At 71.7% G+C, this 17,125-nt stretch carries 16 protein-coding genes; 9 read left to right on the top strand and 7 right to left on the bottom strand.

Going from position 1 to position 17,125, the window contains the following annotated elements; all coding sequences use genetic code 11:
* Positions 1-11: 11 nt before the first annotated feature.
* Genes ACFWVV_RS29315 through ACFWVV_RS29300 form a run of 4 tightly spaced genes read left to right on the top strand, consistent with a single transcriptional unit; the run spans position 12 to position 4,339 of the window.
* The gene (locus ACFWVV_RS29315; RefSeq protein ID WP_384355305.1) at positions 12-1,379 is read left to right on the top strand and encodes an FtsW/RodA/SpoVE family cell cycle protein; all 1,368 of its coding nucleotides are present in this window, start codon (positions 12-14) and stop codon (positions 1,377-1,379) included.
* Positions 1,376-2,833, top strand: coding sequence for a penicillin-binding transpeptidase domain-containing protein (locus ACFWVV_RS29310; protein ID WP_384355307.1), 1,458 nt, complete (start codon positions 1,376-1,378; stop codon positions 2,831-2,833). Before ACFWVV_RS29315 ends, ACFWVV_RS29310 begins: the two co-directional genes overlap by 4 nt.
* Positions 2,834-2,855: 22 nt before the next feature.
* Positions 2,856-3,920, top strand: coding sequence for an amidase family protein (locus ACFWVV_RS29305; RefSeq protein ID WP_384355309.1), 1,065 nt, complete (start codon positions 2,856-2,858; stop codon positions 3,918-3,920).
* Positions 3,887-4,339: a DUF3291 domain-containing protein gene (locus ACFWVV_RS29300; RefSeq protein WP_384355311.1), complete on the top strand. Its 453-nt coding sequence runs from the start codon at positions 3,887-3,889 to the stop codon at positions 4,337-4,339. Before ACFWVV_RS29305 ends, ACFWVV_RS29300 begins: the two co-directional genes overlap by 34 nt.
* A 53-nt stretch (positions 4,340-4,392) precedes the next feature.
* Here the strand turns inward: ACFWVV_RS29300 and ACFWVV_RS29295 are convergent, their stop codons facing one another.
* A complete protein-coding gene (locus ACFWVV_RS29295) occupies positions 4,393-5,004 on the bottom strand; it encodes a Uma2 family endonuclease (protein WP_384355313.1) in 612 nt (203 codons plus the stop codon).
* Between the two features lie 328 nt (positions 5,005-5,332).
* Here ACFWVV_RS29295 and ACFWVV_RS29290 point away from each other — a divergent pair, with 328 nt between their 5' ends.
* Positions 5,333-6,193 carry an alpha/beta fold hydrolase gene (locus ACFWVV_RS29290; RefSeq protein ID WP_384355315.1) on the top strand — a complete coding sequence of 287 codons (861 nt, stop codon included), beginning with the start codon at positions 5,333-5,335 and terminating at the stop codon, positions 6,191-6,193.
* Positions 6,194-6,257: 64 nt separating this feature from the next.
* Entirely contained in the window at positions 6,258-6,626 is a 369-nt protein-coding gene (locus ACFWVV_RS29285) for a hypothetical protein (RefSeq protein WP_384422841.1), read from the top strand.
* 224 nt (positions 6,627-6,850) lie between these two features.
* Here the strand turns inward: ACFWVV_RS29285 and ACFWVV_RS29280 are convergent, their stop codons facing one another.
* Positions 6,851-7,957 (bottom strand): ferritin-like domain-containing protein, encoded by a 1,107-nt coding sequence (locus tag ACFWVV_RS29280; protein WP_384355319.1) that lies wholly within the window; start codon positions 7,955-7,957, stop codon positions 6,851-6,853.
* Between the two features lie 226 nt (positions 7,958-8,183).
* Between ACFWVV_RS29280 and ACFWVV_RS29275 the strand changes: the two genes are divergently transcribed.
* From ACFWVV_RS29275 to ACFWVV_RS29265, 3 genes are all read left to right on the top strand, one after another.
* On the top strand, positions 8,184-9,143 hold the full coding sequence (locus tag ACFWVV_RS29275) for a diiron oxygenase (protein ID WP_384355321.1): 960 nt from the start codon (positions 8,184-8,186) through the stop codon (positions 9,141-9,143).
* 125 nt (positions 9,144-9,268) lie between these two features.
* Positions 9,269-9,577, top strand: coding sequence for a hypothetical protein (locus ACFWVV_RS29270; RefSeq protein WP_384355322.1), 309 nt, complete (start codon positions 9,269-9,271; stop codon positions 9,575-9,577).
* Between the two features lie 100 nt (positions 9,578-9,677).
* Positions 9,678-11,000 carry an NlpC/P60 family protein gene (locus tag ACFWVV_RS29265; RefSeq protein ID WP_384355323.1) on the top strand — a complete coding sequence of 441 codons (1,323 nt, stop codon included), beginning with the start codon at positions 9,678-9,680 and terminating at the stop codon, positions 10,998-11,000.
* 20 nt (positions 11,001-11,020) lie between these two features.
* Here the strand turns inward: ACFWVV_RS29265 and ACFWVV_RS29260 are convergent, their stop codons facing one another.
* Genes ACFWVV_RS29260 through ACFWVV_RS29240 form a run of 5 tightly spaced genes read right to left on the bottom strand, consistent with a single transcriptional unit; the run spans position 11,021 to position 17,087 of the window.
* Positions 11,021-12,268 (bottom strand): styrene monooxygenase/indole monooxygenase family protein, encoded by a 1,248-nt coding sequence (locus tag ACFWVV_RS29260; RefSeq protein WP_384355325.1) that lies wholly within the window; start codon positions 12,266-12,268, stop codon positions 11,021-11,023.
* 35 nt (positions 12,269-12,303) lie between these two features.
* Entirely contained in the window at positions 12,304-13,077 is a 774-nt protein-coding gene (locus tag ACFWVV_RS29255) for an ATP/GTP-binding protein (protein ID WP_384355327.1), read from the bottom strand.
* Positions 13,058-13,474 carry a DUF742 domain-containing protein gene (locus tag ACFWVV_RS29250; protein WP_384355329.1) on the bottom strand — a complete coding sequence of 139 codons (417 nt, stop codon included), beginning with the start codon at positions 13,472-13,474 and terminating at the stop codon, positions 13,058-13,060. The genes ACFWVV_RS29255 and ACFWVV_RS29250 overlap by 20 nt, the downstream gene beginning before the upstream one ends.
* The gene (locus ACFWVV_RS29245) at positions 13,471-13,950 is read right to left on the bottom strand and encodes a roadblock/LC7 domain-containing protein (RefSeq protein WP_384355331.1); all 480 of its coding nucleotides are present in this window, start codon (positions 13,948-13,950) and stop codon (positions 13,471-13,473) included. Before ACFWVV_RS29245 ends, ACFWVV_RS29250 begins: the two co-directional genes overlap by 4 nt.
* Positions 13,947-17,087, bottom strand: a complete 3,141-nt coding sequence (locus ACFWVV_RS29240) for a nitrate- and nitrite sensing domain-containing protein (RefSeq protein WP_384355333.1) — start codon at positions 17,085-17,087, stop codon at positions 13,947-13,949. Before ACFWVV_RS29240 ends, ACFWVV_RS29245 begins: the two co-directional genes overlap by 4 nt.
* Positions 17,088-17,125: the final 38 nt, after the last annotated feature.

Here is a 17,125-nt window from a genome sequence, read left to right as displayed (position 1 = left end):
GTTTTCCGGGCATGACGGACGCGCCCCCACCCGAACTCCGCCTCCCCAAGCGACGCGGCGTAGAGCTCTCGCTCCTCGTCGGCGCCGTCCTCATCGCCGTGCTCGGGTACATCGCCACCGGCGTCGGCAAGACCGGCACCGCCCCGCCCGACGCCCTGCGGTACGGCGCGGGCCTGGGCGTTCTCGCGATCCTGGCGCACTGCGCGGTCCGTTTCCGCGCCCCGTACGCCGACCCCCTGCTGCTCCCCATCGCCGTACTCCTGAACGGCATCGGCCTCGTCCTGATCTACCGGCTCGACCTCGAAACCCCGCACGACCGGGCCGCGTTCACCCAGCTGACCTGGTCGACGCTCGGGGTCGGGCTGTTCATCGCGGCCGTCGTCCTGCTGCGCGACCACCGGATCCTCCAGCGGTACGCCTACCTGTCCTGCGCCGCGGCCCTCGTCCTGATGGTGGTCCCGATCTTCTTCCCGGCCGTCAACGGTGCGAAGATCTGGATCCGGTTCGGCGGACTCTCCTTCCAGCCGGGCGAGTTCGCGAAGATCCTGCTCGCGGTGTTCTTCGCCGCGTATCTCGCCGCCAACCGCAACGCGCTCGCCTACACCGGCCGTACCTTCCTCTTCAAGCGCCTCCAGCTGCCCACCGGCCGGGTGCTCGGCCCCATCGTCGCGATCTGGCTGCTGAGCGTGGGCGTGCTGATCCTGGAGCGGGACCTGGGCACCTCGCTCCTCTTCTTCGGACTCTTCGTGATCATGCTGTACGTCGCGACAGGGCGGACCGGGTGGATCGCGGTGGGGCTGCTGCTCGCGGCCGTCGGCGCGTACGCGGTCGGCTCGCTGGAGCCGCACGTGCACGGCCGGGTGACGGACTGGCTGCACCCCTTCGCCTCCATCGAGGCGGGCGAAGGACCGGGCCAACTCGCCCAGTCGCTCTTCGCGTTCGCCGCAGGCGGCATCCTCGGTACCGGTCTTGGCCTGGGCCACTCCATCCTCATCGGCTTCGCCGCCAAGTCGGACTTCATCCTCGCCACGGCGGGCGAGGAGCTCGGGCTCTCCGGGCTGACCGCGATCTTCCTGCTGTACGCGCTGCTGGTCGCGCGGGGATACCGGGCGGGCCTCTCGCTGCGGGACCCGTTCGGGCGGCTGCTCGCGATCGGGCTGGCATCGATTGTGGCGCTCCAGGTGTTCGTGATCGCGGGCGGGGTGATGGGGCTGATCCCGCTGACGGGCATGGCGATGCCCTTCCTAGCGCAGGGCGGGTCCTCGGTGGTGACGAACTGGATCATCGTGGCGCTGCTGATCCGGGTGAGCGATTCGGCGCGAAGACCCCGGCCGACGACGGTGGAGACGGGCCAGATCGCGGCGGTGAGGGTGCCGTGATCCCCTACATCCGCCGGGCCGCCGCCTGCTGCCTGCTCCTGCTGGTCGCCCTGCTGCTCAACGCGGTCCGCGTGCAGGTCATCCAGGCCGAGTCGCTGGACGACAACCCGGCCAACCGCCGCAAGAACATCGTCCGTTACGACCAGCCGCGCGGGGACATCCTGGTCGGGGGGAAACCGGTCACCGGGTCCAAGGACACCGGCGAGCAGCTCCGTTACGAACGGACATACACCCAGGGGCCGTTGTACGCTCCGGTCACCGGTTACGCCTCGCAGACGTACGGCACCGCCTTCATCGAGGCGGCCGAGGACGAGGTGCTCTCCGGCACCGATCCGATGCTCGCCCCGCTCCCCCTGTGGAACGAGATCACCCGCTCCCAGCAGCCGGGAGGCCAGGTCGCGACCACCCTGAACGCGGCCGCTCAGCGGGCGGCGTACGAGGGTCTGGGCGGGCGGCGCGGTGCGGTCGCGGCCATCGAGCCCTCCACGGGCCGCGTCCTCGCGCTGGTGAGCAGCCCCTCGTACGATCCGGGGCAGCTGTCGGGTACGGGCAAGCCGGTCACGGACGCCTGGGCGCGGCTGAACGCCTCGCGCAGTCAGCCGATGCTCAACCGGGCGATCCGGCAGACGTACCCGCCGGGTTCCACTTTCAAGATCGTGACGGCCGCCGCCGCGCTGGACGAGGGGGTCGTGACGGATGTGGACGCGCCGACGAAGACCCCGGACCCCTACCTGCTGCCCGGCACCCGCACCTCGCTGCCGAACGAGGCCAGGGGCTGTGAGAACGCCTCGCTGGCGGATGCGATCCGGGTGTCCTGCAACACCGTGATGGCCAAGCTGGGCGTGACGGTGGGGCTGGACGCGATGGCCGGAGCGGCGGAACGGTTCGGCTTCAACGACAAGAAGATCAGAATTCCGTCGCCGGTGTCGGCGAGCAATTTCGACACGGACATGAGCCCCGACCAGCTGGCACTGTCCTCGATCGGCCAGTTCAACACAAGGGCGACGCCGTTGCAGATGGCGATGGTCGCGGCGGCGGTGGCGAACGGCGGCGACCTCAACAGGCCGCGCCTGGTGGAGAGTACGTCGACGAGGTCGGGCGGCTTCGTATCGCAGACGGCCACCCGTTCCTACCAGCAGGCGATGAATCCGGCGACGGCGATGCAGCTCCAGCGGATGATGGTCGAGGTCGTCGAGAAGGGCTCGGGCGGCAACGCGGCGATCCCGGGCATGACGGTCGGGGGCAAGACGGGCACGGCGCAGCACGGGGTGGGCAACTCCGGCATCCCGTACGCCTGGTTCATCTCCTGGGCGCAGCGTCCTGACGCCGGGCAGGCGGGGGTGGCCGTCGCGGTGGTGGTGGAGGACTCGCAGGCACGCCGCGGGGACATCACCGGCGGCGGGCTCGCCGCGCCGGTCGCCAGGTCCGTGATGCAGGCTGTGCTGGGGCCCTGAGTGGCCGGCGGGGAGGAGAGGAATGAGCGGGGAACGGGTGTCGGTGGAGGATTCGCTGGCCCGGATCGCGGCGGCGGATCCGGAGCTGTGTGCCTTCGTGGAGGTGTGGGAGCGGTCGGCGCGGGAGTGCACACCCGCTCCTCAACTGCCGCTCGCGGGGGTGCCGTTCGCGGTCAAGGGGACCTCTGGGGTACGTTCCTTCGCCGCGCGGCGGCTGATCGCGGCGGGGGCGGTGCCGGTGGGCTCCACGTCGGTGCCGGGCCCCGGAACGTACTGGCAGACCTGGGGCATGGGGGCCGGGGGCCGCACCCGTAACCCGTACCGCCCCGACCGCACGCCGGGCGGGTCATCGGCGGGTTCGGCGGTGGCGGTCGCCGCGGGGATGGTGCCGCTGGCCACGGGGAGCGACGGGGCGGGGTCGGTACGGATCCCGGCGGCCTGGTGCGGGGTGTTCGGGCTGCGCACGACGCGGGGCCTGCTCCCGTCGCCGGACCGTACGGGCCTGGCGACGGCGGGGGTGCTGGGCCGGTCGGCGGCGGAGCTGGAGAGGTATCTGGGGTGCGTGGTGGACGGGTACAGACCGGTGGCGGCCGGGCCTGCACGCGCGGTGTGGTCGGCCGACCTCGGTTTCGCGGCGGGGCCCGCGCTCGACCCGGAGGTGGTCGCGGTGGCACGGGCCGCGGCGGAACGCATCCTGACGCTGGAGGAACCCCCGCAGGGATTCGCCCTGCTGGACCCGCAGGACGAGTGGTTCGCGATCCGGGGCGGAGCCCGGCCGGGAGCGGTGGCGGCGGAGAACACGGCCCGCCTCGACCACCTCTTCTCCCGCACCTCGCTGCTGGCCACGCCGACGGCCCCCTTCCCCCCGCACGGCCACGACGGACCCGGCGGCCGCTTTTCGACCGCGCTGACCTGGGCGTTCAACGTCAGCGGCCATCCGGCGGTGAGTATTCCGGCGGGATTCACCGCGGACGGGTGCCCGGTGGGGCTGCAGCTCGTCTCGGAGTTCGGATCGGAAGCACTGCTGGCGCGGGTGGCGGCTAGCGTGCCGCCATGGCCGATACCTCGTTCGAACTCGCGCAAGTAAACATATCCCGACTCAGATTTCCTCTGGACTCACCGGAGTTGAAGGACTTCGTGGACGCACTGGAGCCCGTGAACGCGACCGCCGACGCGGCGGACGGCTTCGTCTGGCGGCTCCAGACGGACGGCGGTGACGCCACCGAACTGCGGGTCTTCGGCGACGACTGGCTCATCATCAATCTGACCGTGTGGCGCGACGTCGACGCACTGAAGGCGTTCATGTACGCCGGCCGCCACCGCGAGCTGCTGAAGCGCCGCAACGAGTGGTTCGAGCGGGTGACGGAGGCGATGACGGCCCTGTGGTGGGTCCCGTCGGGACACCGCCCGACCGTGCAGGAGGCGGAGGGGCGACTGGTGCAGCTGCGTGAACACGGCCCCACAGAGCGGGCGTTCACGCTGATGACGGTCTTCCCGGCGGGATAGCGAGGGGGGCGGGGGGGCTGCGGACGACACCCCCCGTCCGTGCCACCAGATACTCAACGGCGCCGGTTGGCGGCGGTCAGATCGATGTCGACAGGGAACGGGACGGACAGCTTCAGGCGGTCGTGGAAGATCCCGGCGGCGCCGTAGGCGCGCGTCGCCGGGTCGAGTTCGTAGACGTAGACGACGGGCAGGCCGTGGTTCTCCTCGACGCGCCAGAAATGGGGAATGCCAGCGGCGGCGTACTTGCGGGGTTTCACCTCGCGGTCCCGTACGGCGGACTCCGTGGACACGATCTCGACGGCCAGCACCATATGTGCGGGGTCGTACCAGGTCTGCGACGGCCCCGTGCGCGCCTCGTGCGGGACCAGCATGAGGTCGGGCTCGGGGCGGTCCCGCTCCGAGAGCTTCGTGGTCATTTCACGCACGACGTAGAGGTGCTCCGGCGCAAGATCCAGCAAGGCGTTCTCCAGCAGGCGCAAGGTGGCCATGTGGAAGTCAGTCTGCGGACTCATGAAAACGAGGCTCCCGTCGATCAACTCCGTGTGCGGAGGAAGGTTGGGAAGCCGGTCGAGATCGTCAGCCGTCCACCCGCCGGCAGGCGGACGGGCCCACTCGTAGTCCTCGTCCAGCCCGTACTCGCGTGCGGCGCTCATGATTGCTCCCATGGGGCGGAGTCTGTCCGACACGGAAAGCCTACCCAGCGTGGTTGCCGAAGCGCCCCTCCTACGAGTGAGTGGCGCGCCAGCATTGACGCCATCCTTCGCCCACGGCCCGTCGTGGCAGCGGAAAAAGGGACAGCCGCCTTTCCCCGAAGGCGTCACCGAGGGCAAGGGCTTCGAGCCTGTCGCGGGCGGCCTTCGCGTGGACCGCAGCGGCCGGTTCGGCTGCCCCGGGGGTCGAGGAGGTGTACATCCATTATGGGTCGGGGGGCGGGCAGATTCCGTCCTTCACGGGGATGATCTTCACCTCCCTTCCCGCCCCTACCGTGGGGGCATGACGGATCCCCATCTCCCGCTCCACGTGCGCGACCACGGCGGCGAAGGCCAGCCGGTACTCCTCCTCCACGGCGCCGGCCGCTCGCACGCCGACTGGGACGACACCCTGCCGTTCCTCCTCCCCCACCACCGGGTCCTCGCGGCGGACCTGCCCGGACACGGGGGCTCTCCTGCCGACCCCGGCGGCTGGTCGTTCGAAGCCACCGCCGAAGCGATCGACGCGACGCTCCAGGCGCACGGGGCGCCGGACGCGATACCCGTCGGCCACTCCCTCGGCGGCATGGTCGCCGCCCACCTCGCCGCGACCCGGTCCGGCACCCCGGCCGCCGTCGATCTGGACGGCTTCTGGTGGGGCCGGGCGGGGAGCGAGGAGGACAGGGCCCGGGTCGGCGAGATCGTACGGGGGTCGGCGGGGGCCGTCGCACCCGCCGAGCACATCTCCCAACAGGCCGCCTACGCGTCTCTGTTCGGGGTCACGCCCGAGCGCGCCGAACGCACCGCCCGGGCCGCCGCGCGGCAACTCCCCGACGGGCGTTGGCAGACGCTGCCGGAGCGGGACACCGCCCTCGCGATGTATGACGCACTGGACGCGCTGGACCTCTTCGCCCTGTTCCGTGCGGCTGGGTGCCCACTGCTCCTCGTCCGCGCCGAGCGGGCGCAGCCGCCGGGCCCGCCCGGAATGGAGTGGTTCGACGCGTTCCTCGCGGAGCACGGAGTGGGGCTGACACGCGACCTCGCCGAGCTGCTCGCGGACCGGCCGGAGACCGTCACCGTACGCGGCCTCGACGCCACGCACGCGATGCTGCTGGAGGAGCCGGAGGCGGTGGCGGGGCTGGTGGTGCGGTTCCTCGCGGAGTGACCGTGGGACGGGCCGCCCCTGCCTCGGGCGGGTGGCCCGTCTCCCCCAAGTCAGGACGTACGGGGTGCCTCAGCCGGCCCGAGATGTCGTACGCCAGTTGACGGACGCCCTCGGGGACGCGCTCCGGATCGCCGATTGCCGTCGCAGGTGGCTGGACCGGCCGGAAGGGCCTCTCCTCGCCGCCGTCCGCACCGCCCACCCGCACTCCCCCGGCCGGGTGGCCCTGCTCGGCCTGCCCGGCACGGACCTCGCTTCGACACCGGCGGCCCGCCGTCACGTACGGACGACCGCCCGCGCCCGGGGCGTGCCTGTCGATGTCCTCGACTCGCTGGAGACGGTGACGGGTGCGCTTGTCGCCAACGCACTGGAGCACGGCGACAGCGCGGAGTTGGCGGTGACGCTGGGGGGGGCGGCCGGGTGGTGGTCGGGGTGACCGACGAAGGGCGGACGCCGCCGCGTTCGTCTCCGTACGGGCGGCCCCCGGGCCCGAGCAGGAACACGGGCGGGGGCTGCTGATCACCGAGGCGCTCGCCGACCGGTGGGGCGAGCAGCGGACGCCCGGCGGGCGTACCGTCTGGGCGGAGTTCCGCACGGAGGGCCTGGCGGGGGCTGGACGGCCCTGAACCGTTCGGCTGCCCGCACCGGACCCGGGCGGCCCTAAACCGTTCCGCCGTCCGCGATGGCGCCGCGTACCTCCGCGACCCGCTCCGCCTCCTCCGCCGCGAACCGTTCGCGGTCCAGTTGCTCCGCGATCTCCTCGTCCTGGCTCATCAGCAGGTCCAGGTTGGAGTTCCCCATCTCGAAGACGCCCATGTCGACGTACGCCTGTTGCAGCCGTTCGCCCCAGAGACCGATGTCCTTCACGCACGGCACGATCCGGCTGAACAGCAGCTGGCGGAACAGGTGCAGGAACTCGGACTGCTCGCTCAGTTCCTCCGCCTCCTGCTTGGGGATGCCGAAGTTCTCCAGGACCTCGATCCCGCGCAGCCGGTCCCGCATCAGGTAGCAGCCCTCGATGACGAAGTCCTCGCGCTCCTTGCGTTCCACGTCCGTGAGCTGTTTGTAGTAGTCGCGCAGAGCCATGCGGCCGAAGGCCACGTGACGGGCCTCGTCCTGCATGATGTACGCGAGGATCTGTTTCGGCAGCGGCTTGTTGGTGGTGTCGCGGATCATGCCGAAGGCCGCGAGGGCGAGGCCTTCGATGAGGACCTGCATGCCGAGGTAGGGCATGTCCCAGCGGGAGTCGCGCAGGGTGTCGCCGAGGAGTCCCTGGAGGCTGTCGTTGACGGGGTAGAGCATGCCGAGCTTCTCGTGCAGGAAGCGGCTGTAGATCTCGGCGTGGCGGGCCTCGTCCATGGTCTGGGTGGCGGAGTAGAACTTGGCGTCCAGGTCCGGGACCGATTCGACGATGCGGGCGGCGCAGATCATGGCGCCCTGTTCGCCGTGCAGGAACTGGCTGAACTGCCACGCCGTGTAGTGCCGGCGCAGCTCACCCTTGTCCTTCTCGGTCATTTTGGCCCAGTGCCGGGTGCCGTAGAGGTTGAGTGCCTCGTCGGGGGTGCCGAGCGGGTCCATCGGGTCGACCTCGGCGGACCAGTCGATCCGGGTGGCGCCGTCCCACTGTTTGTCCTTGCCCTTCTGGTAGAGCGCGAGGAGGCGTTCGCGGCCTTCGTCGTACTCCCAGCTGAACCGGGCCGCCCCGGTGGCGGGCACCTGCCAGATCGGTTCTTCCGGGCTTTTCGTGTAGAGCTCGTGCGTCGACATCCGCGACCCCTCTGCCTCTTCAACAGCCGTTCCGTCCGGCGGTAGTTCGCAGGCTCACACGTGGGTGGACGGGTGGTCAACAAGTGCCGCACAGGGGATTGACGCGCTTGCTGACAAGGAGTCTCATAAGAAGTGACCCCCGGTAACCCCATGGGGCACGGCCGCGACAGCCGCATGCCCAGGCTTCCGGGCAACCCGGTATCCCCACACACGAGGTGCACCGAAGATGACGACCGCGCCGACCAGGACGACCGAGCCGAGCGAGACCGACTTCACCGCCCTCCGCGACGCACTCGGGATGCTCAAGGACCGCGAGCAGGTGGCGAAGCGGCTGCTGGAGTCCTCCGCCAAGCACTCCTTCGACCCGGACAAGGAACTCGACTGGGACGCCCCGGAGGACGAGGGCAAGTGGTACTGGCCGCCGGAGCTGGTCTCCCTCTACGACACCCCGCTGTGGAAGAAGATGCCGGAGGACCAGCGGATGGAGCTGGCCCGGCACGAGGCGGCGGCCATCGCGTCGCTCGGCATCTGGTTCGAGATCATCCTGATGCAGCTGCTGGTGCGGCACATCTACGACAAGTCGGTGACCAGCAACCACGTGCGGTACGCGCTCACCGAGATAGCGGACGAATGCCGGCACTCGATGATGTTCGCCAGGATGATCGAGAAGGGCGGCGCCCCGAACTACCCGGTGCCGCGCGTCTACCACAACCTCGCCCGCGTCCTGAAGACCGTCTCCACCACGCCCGGCTCCTTCGCGGCCACGCTACTCGGCGAGGAGATCCTCGACTGGATGCAGCGGCTGACCTTCCCCGACGAGCGCGTCCAGACCCTGGTGCGCGGCGTGACGCGCATCCACGTCGTCGAGGAGGCGCGCCATGTCCGGTACGCCCGTGAGGAGTTGCGCCGCCAGATGATCACCGCGCCGCGCTGGGAGCGGGAGTTCACCCGGCTGAGCAGCGGGGAGGCCGCCCGGGTCTTCTCCACCTGCTTCATCAACCCCAAGGCGTACGAGAACGTCGGCCTGGACCGCCGTGAGGCGATCGCCCAGGTGAAGGCGAGCGGCCATCGGGCCGAGGTGATGCAGAGCGGGGCGAAGCGGCTGACGGACTTCCTGGACGACATCGGCGTCCTGCGCGGGCCCGGCCGCAGGCTGTGGGTCAAGTCGGGCCTGTTGGCACGCTGAGGGTCGTGCACCACCCGCCGGGGCGGCCGAGGAGCCGGCCCGGCGGGCTGTTCCCGTCCTCTCCCGGCGCGCGGTGCGTGCTCCCGGCGCGGCGATAGCACTGGCCGTGCTGTGACACTGGGACCGTGAGAAGCGAAAAGACCCTCTTCGTCGGCGGGCCGCTGGACGGTCAGGTGCTGTCCGTGCTGACCGGCCCGACCGGCAACCCCCCGAAGTGGTACGAGGTCCCGGTGCCGGACGCGGCGGGCGCCCCCGCGACCGTCCATGCCTACACGCGCGCGCCCCTCGGCCACACCAAGCGCCTCGGGCTCCAGCGCGGCTGGAAGTACGTGTACGTCCCCGAGGGCCGTGAGCCGTGGAGCCCGAAGTGGCCGTGGACCAAGTCCACCCGCCACGCCGGGGGCAGCCCCACTTCGACCGGTACGAATGACTGAACTGCGCCGTTGCGCCCACCCGAGGGGTGGCGTCCGCCCCGCGCCCGCACCATCGGGCTGAGCCGGGCCTCCTGCCCGGCCCGGCAGCGGAGGTGACGGTATGTCAGGGAGATTCACGACCGCGGTGGCCGTGGCGGCGGCAGCGGTGGTGCTGGCCGCGACGGGAAGCGCGACGGCGGCACCCCCCGACCCGGACCCCACGGACTCCGCTCTGGAGACCGGTACCGGGGCCGACCTCGGTGCCGGAACCGGCCTCGGCACCGGCACGGACGACTCCGGCAGCGGTGCCGACGACCTCGACCCCGGTACCGACGACCTGGACACCGACACCGGCCTCGGCACCGGCACCCCCCGCATCGGCAAGCTCCTCACCGACCTCCAGCGCCTCTACCGGGAGGCCGAGGAGGCCACCGAGACCTTCAACGGCACCGAGGAGAAGCTGAAGACCCAGCGCGCCGAGGTCCGCCGCCTGTCCGCCGACCTGGGAAAGGTCCGGGAAACCCTCGCCGGCAACCGGCGCGCCGCCGGGCAGCTGGCCCGCGAGCAGTACAAGGGCCGCGGCGACTACGCGTACTCCTCCTTCGTGCGCCTGCTGACCTCCAGTGACCCCGAGCACGCGCTGACACACCACCACACCCTGCGCCGGGCAGGGGCGGCCCGCGCCCTCACGGTGGCCCGGCTGGAGAGCAGCGAGCGGCGGGCCGACGCGCTGGCCACCAAGGCGCGCGGCGCCCTCGACGTACAGCAGACCCTGGCCGCGAAGCAGAAGAAAGCACGCGACGCGGTCCAGGCGCGGCTGAAACAGGTCGAGGCGCTCCTGGCCTCCCTGTCGGCCACCGAGCTGGCGGAACTCGCCGGCCTGGAGGACCGTACGGCCGACCGTGCCCAGCAGGACCTTCTCGCATCCGGCGCCCTCGGTGCCGCCGGCCCCGGCGGCTCCCGTGCCTCCCGTGCTCCCTCCCGGGAGGGAGCACGGGCGCTCGCCTACGCGGCCCGTCAGATCGGCAAGCCCTACCTCTGGGGTGCCGAGGGTCCCGGCTCCTTCGACTGTTCGGGCCTCACCCAGCAGGCCTGGGCCGCGGCCGGCCGCAGCATCCCGCGCACCAGCCAGGAACAGTGGCGCCTGCTGCCGCGCGTCCCGCTGACCGCGCTCCGGCCCGGCGACCTGGTCGTCTACTTCCCCAAGGCCACCCATGTGGCGATCTACCTGGGCAACGGCCAAGTGGTCCAGGCCCCGCGCCCGGGCGCCCGCGTCAAGGTCTCCCCCCTCGCGGCCAATCCCGTGCTCGGTGCGGTCCGCCCCGACCCGCGACTGGCCCCGCTCCCCTCCTACGTACCGCCGGACCTGCCCGCGGAGCCCCACAGCACAACGGACGAGGCCGACTCCGACGCGGGCTACGCGTCGGAGTCGGCCCCCGAGTAGGACCGGCCCGTCCGGCACGGCTAACCGGCGGACGCCTGCGCCCCCGCCTCGGCCAGGTACGCCGACGTCTTCTCCGGCTCGTAGAAGAAGTTCTCAAAGTCCGCCGGGTCGTTGAAGCCGTTGGCGAAGCGGTCGGCGACGGGCGGGAGCTGTCCTGCCGCGCCGATCAGGTTCAGCACGTGCTCCGGCGGGACGCCGAGCATGGCGTTCGTCCACTTGGTGACGTGCTGGGCGGTGTTCCAGTAGCGGTCGAAAGTGGACTGCATCCAGGACTCGTCGAAGGCGGCGTCGCCGTGCGAGACGATCGAGTCCAGGTAGGAGGCCGCGCACTTGGAGGCCGAGTTGGAACCCTGGCCCGTGATCGGGTCGTTGGCGACGACGACGTCCGCGACGCCGAGTACCGCCCCGCCGCCCGGCAGGCGGCCGATCGGGTTGCGGACGGTGGGGGCGTAGCGGCCGGCCAGCGTGCCGCCCGCGTCGGTGAGCTCGACCTTGGTGGCCCTGGCGTACTCCCAGGGGGTGAACTTCTCCATCAGTTCCAGGGTCAGCGAGAGGTGCTCGGCCGGGTCCTTGATGCCCTTGAAGGCGTCGACGGGGCCGCCGGGGACGCCTTCCCAGAAGAGGATGTCCGCGCGGCCCGAGGTGGTCAGGGTGGGCATGACGAAGAGCTCGCCGACGCCGGGGACCAGGTTGCAGCGGACCGCTTCGAACTCCGGGTGCTCGGGGCGCGGGCCGAGACCGTGCACGTAGGAGACCGCCAGCGCGCGCTGCGGTGCGTCGTACGGGGAGCGGGAGGCGTCGCGGCCGAAGAGCTGGACCAGCTCGCCCTTGCCGGCCGAGACCATCACCAGGTCGTACGTACGGGAGAAGAAGTCCAGGTCGGAGACCGCCGCGCCGTGGATGACGAGCTGGCCGCCGCGCTGCGCGAAGCTGTCCATCCAGCCGGCCATTTTCACCCGCTGGTCGACGGACTGGGCGAAGCCGTCCAGCTTGCCGACCCAGTCGACCGCGCGAGTGGCGTCCGGGGCGGCGACCGACACGCCGACGCCCTCGATGCGCGGCGCCTGCGACTCCCAGAAGTTCAGCTGGAGGTCGCGTTCGTGCTGGAGCGCGGTGTGGAACATGCACTGCGTCGACATGACCCGGCCCGAGCGGATCTCGTCGGACGTGCGGTTGGACATCAGGGTGACTTCGTAGCCCTTGGACTGGAGGCCGAGGGCGAGCTGGAGGCCGGACTGACCGGCTCCGACTATGAGGATCTTCCGCATGGGGTGCGTGGCTCTTTCGTTCAACGAGGAGGGGGTTACGCGGGGGTGGCGTCCAGAGCGTGGCCGACCATGCCGAGCAGGGTCTCGACCACGGAGATCTTGCTGCGCGCGTCCATGACCATGACCGGTACGTGCGGCGGGACCGTCAGCGCCTCGCGCACGTCCTCGGCGGCGTAGAGCGGGGTGCCCTCGAAGTGGTTGACGGCCACGACGTACGGGATGCCGCAGCTCTCGAAGTAGTCGAGGGCCGGGAAGCAGTCGGTGAGCCGACGGGTGTCGGCGAGGACGATCGCCCCGATCGCGCCCCGGACGAGGTCGTCCCACATGAACCAGAAGCGCTGCTGCCCGGGGGTGCCGAAGACGTACAGGACCAGGTCGTCGTCCAGGGTGATCCGGCCGAAGTCCATGGCGACGGTGGTCGTCGTCTTGTCCGGGACGCCGGAGAGGTCGTCGGTGTCCTCGCTGGCGGTGGTCATGACCGCTTCGGTCTTGAGCGGCGTGATCTCGGAGACCGCGCCCACGAAGGTGGTCTTGCCCACGCCGAAGCCGCCCGCCACCACGATCTTGGTGGCGGTGGGGGCCCGGGTGTGGTCCAGCTGCCAGGCCGGGAGCGACTGTTCGTCGAGCGGCACGCCGTCCGCGGGGACGAAGAGCTGTCCGGCCGTCGGCGGGACACCCTGTGCGTCCGTCGGCAGGACGGTCTGTGCGTCCGTCGGCAGGACGCCTTGTGCGTCCCTCGGCAGGACGCCCTGTGCGTCCCTCGGCCTGACGGTCTGTGCGGCGACGGCCTCAGAGGCGACGGAGCCCATTCAGCACCCTTTCGAGCAGTGCGCGATCGGGGCGGCCGGCGCCGTGGCCGGTTCCGTACACGCGGATCTTTCCCTGGTCGGCCAGGTCGCTCAGCAGCACCCGGACCACGCCCAGCGGCATCTTCAGCAGGGCGGCGATCTCGGCCACGGTCCGCATCCGGCGGCAGAGCTCGACGATCGCCTGCATCTCGGGGGCGACCCGGTTGCCGGCCGGGCGGCCGGTCAGCTCGGGCCGCTCCGGCGAGGCTTCGAGGGCCGCCACGAACGTCTCCACCAGCAGGACGCGGGTGAAGCGCGTGCGTCCGCCGGTGAGGGAGTACGGGCGGACCCGGGCGGGACGGCGGCCCTCGCCGCGTATCGGCAGGCGGGGGGACACGGTCACCGGCTGCGGGCTCAACTGGCACTCTCCATCGATTTGCGCAGCTCGCTGCGGAGTTCGGGGGTGAGGACGTGGCCGGCCCGGCCCACGAAGAGCGCCATGTGGTACGCCACGATGCTCATGTCGCAGTCCGGTGCGGCGTGCACCCCGAGCAGCGAGCCGTCGCTGATCGACATCACGAAGAGGCTGCCGTACTCCATGGCGACCATCGTCTGCTTGACGCCGCCGCCCTCCATCAGCTGGGCGGCACCGATCGTGAGCGAGGCCAGGCCGGAGACGATGGTGGCGAGGTCGGCCGTGGAGCCCTTGGGGCCGACCAGGGCCGGTGCGGTGTCCGGCAGCATGTGGTCGGGGTCGGAGGACAGCAGGAGCAGTCCGTCGGAGGACACGACTGCGACCGAGACGAGGCCGGGCACCTCCTCCACCAGATTGCTCAACAGCCAGTGCAGGTTGCGGGCTTCGTTGCTCAGCCGGTACGTGATCGACGCGGTCAACTGCGTGCCTCCTCGACGGTGTCCCCCTCGGTCTCGGTACGGTCGGTGCCTCGGGTGCTGCTGATGCTGCCGGTGTGGTCCGTCTGGCCACCGGCACCCCCGGCTACCCCGCTTACCCCGTGCTCCCCGTTGTTATCACTGCCGGCGATCTCCGCTTCGACATCGCGCCTGCCGTCCTTGGCACCCTGGTGGAATCCGCCCAGGCGACGGCGGAGCGCCTCCGCGTCCACCCCGCCGGAACGCGGCGGTGCGGCGTCGGCAGCGGGCTTGACGACCTTGGGCGTGCGCTTGGGAAGTCCCTTGTCGGTGAGGCGCGGAGTGGTCGGCTCCGAGGGCTCGGGGACGGGGGCTTCCTCCGGTACGGCGGTCTGCTGCGGCTGCTCGCGTACGACGGCCTGCTGCGGCTGTTCCCGTACGAGGGGCTCCGGGGACTGCTGGGGCAGCCGGATCTCCCGGGTGGGCTGGTCCCTGGCGAACTCGTCGTGGGCGGGCACGTCGGGGGCGGGATCCTGGCGGGCGGACACGTCGCGGGCGGGCTCCTCGCGGGCGTCCCCCGGGGTGTCCTGGTCCGTCGACGGGTCGGGCGTACGGCCGTGTTCGGCGGGCCTGTCGGCTTCCGCCTCGGACCCGGCCCCGGCCCCGGACTCGGTCCCGGGCTCCGCCTCGGACCCCGCCTCCGCCTCCTCGACCGCCTTCTCCGCGATCGCGATCAGCGGGTCCTGGCCGGACGCGCGGCCCGGCAGGACGTTGGAGTTGTTCTCGGCGACCGAGCCGGGCAGCTGGTGCGCCGCCTCGATGTGCTCGGGCACCGCGGGCGGCTCGAGCGGCAGCAGCGCCTTGGGCAGGACGACGACCGCCGTGATGCCGCCCTGGGTCTGCTCGCGCAACTGGATGCGGACCCCGTGCCGGGCGGCGAGGAGCGAGGCGACCTGGAGGCCGAGCCCCTGGGCCGCGTCGTCGCCGTGGTCGCCCGGGGTGTACGTCGCCGGGTCGTCGAGCCGCGAGTTGAGGTCGGCGAGCCGCTCGGGAGCCATGCCGATGCCGCCGTCCTGCACGGACAGCATGATCTCGCCGCTCTCCAGCAGCCAGCCCGACAGCTGGACATGGGTGTCCGGCGGGGAGAAGGCGGTGGCGTTCTCGAGGAGTTCGGCGAGCAGGTGGCTGAGGTCGTCGGCCGCGTACCCGGCTACCTGGGCGTGCGGCGGGAGGGCCTGGAGGGTGATCCGCTCGTACCGCTCGATCTCGCTGATCGCCGCCCGGGTGACGTCGACGAGCGGGATCGGGCCTGTGTGCGCGACGCCGTGGTCGCTGCCTGCCAGCACGAGGAGGTTCTCGCCGTGGCGGCGCATCACGGTCGCCATGTGGTCCAGCTTGAAGAGCGTGGCCAGGCGGTCGGGGTCCTGCTCGCGCTCCTCCAGGCTCTCGATGACGGCGAGCTGGCGCTCGACGATGCCCAGGGTCCGCAACGAGAGCTTGACGAAGGAGGAGTGGACGGTCGAGCGGAGCTCCTCCAGCTCGGCGGTGGAGTCCTGTGCGCGCTCCAGCAACTCCGCGTGCTGGGCGAGCAGTTGATCGCGCTCGGCGGCGAGGGCGCGCTGCTTGGCGTGCAGGCTCTCGCGCTGTCCGGCCAGCTGGCTGCGGTCGCCCGCCAGTTCCTGGGCACGGGTGCCGAGGTCGCGTACGTGGGCGTGCAGGCTGTTGAGGGACCGTACGACCTGGGCGAACTCGTCGTTGCGGCCGGTGTAGCGGACCGGTTCCTCGTCCTGCGGGGCGGCGGCGAGCCGGGCGGCACCCAGCCGCAGCACGGCGAGCGGCTGGGTCAGGGTGCGGGCGACGGCCGTGGAGATGCCCACCGCGAGCAGGAAGCAGACGCCGAGCAGCCCGACGTGCATTTCGAGGTCGGTGACGTCGCCGTCGCGGAGCGCGGCGAGGTTCTCGGTCTGCGCGGAGGCCTGGGCGGCCTCGGCGCCGCGCATCCGGTCGATCCTGGCGGTCAGCGCGGAGCCGACGCGGTCGGGGTCGATGCGGCGCTCGGCGGAGCTGAGGGTGGGCTGGTCGGTGAGGGCGCCGAGGTAGCGCTCGGCGGCCTTCACCTCGGGGCCGCTGACGGTGGCGGCGAAGGAGTCGCGGTCCTTGACGGGGGCCGCCAGGTCGAAGTCGGCCAGGGCGGCGACCTCGCGGAAGCGGGCCTGCTGGGCGGCGCCGCTCAGCGCGTCGCGGGTGCGGGCGTTCCTGACCGAGCCCTCGGTACGCACCGGAAGGCCGGTGAGGGGGTCGGTCCGGGTGGTGCCGTTGCCGCTCGGTACGGACAGGGCGGCGAGCAGCAGACCGCGGGTGGCGGTGGCCTGCTCGACGGCACTGCCGAGGGTGGCGGGCGCGTTGCCGGAGCCGCCGGCCCGGGGCGGGGTCCTGCGGGCCAGTTCACGGGTGAGTCCGCGGAGCTGGTCGATGACCTCGGAGTACGTCTTGTGGATGTCGAGGGGGGTGGTGCTGGTGGCGGTGTCCGTACCTGTGCCGGTGTCCGTACCCGCACCGGTGTCCGTACCTGTGCCGGTGCCCGTACCCGCTCCGGTGCCCGTACCCGCTCCGGTGCCCGCTCCCGCGGTGCCGTCCAGGGCGGCGCGGCGCACGGCGGGAATCCTGGCGAGGGCGTCGCGCAGGGCGGCCGGGGCCTCGGCTGCCTCGTGGGAGGGGTCGGTGAACTCGGCGATCTGCCGGTCGACGCGGGCGGTGCGGTCGTCGCGGGCGACACCCTTGTCGCGGCTGCCGGAGCCGGAGCTGCTGCCGGAGCCGGAGCTGCTGCCGGTTTCGCTCTCGGAGCCGCTCGCGCTCCCGCCTGTGGCGCCGGCGGCGGCCGCGCGGGCCGTCGTGTCGTCGCGCTCGTCGGCGAGGGAGTGTGCGAGCGCGAGGGCCTGCCGGTTGAGCTCCGCGAGATCCAGCAACCGCTGGGACCGGGTCAGCTCGTCGGACGCGCTGATGACGGCAGGGGCTCCGGCCGCCAGGACGAGCACGCCGACCGCTGCCACCGAGGCGACGAGTCGACTGCGTACGCGCTTGGGGCGCGACTGCCGCGGCTGCTCCGGCCGGTCTCCCGTGGAGCTTTCACTGCCGCCGCCCCGAGGCCGCTTGTTCTGCACCGGTGCTCGCATCCTTGTATTTCGTCCGCCCAGCTGGC

The sequence above is a fragment of the Streptomyces sp. NPDC058663 genome (assembly GCF_042716745.1).
In the GTDB taxonomy this organism is placed as follows: domain Bacteria; phylum Actinomycetota; class Actinomycetes; order Streptomycetales; family Streptomycetaceae; genus Streptomyces.
This window is presented reverse-complemented; position numbering and strand designations above follow the sequence as displayed.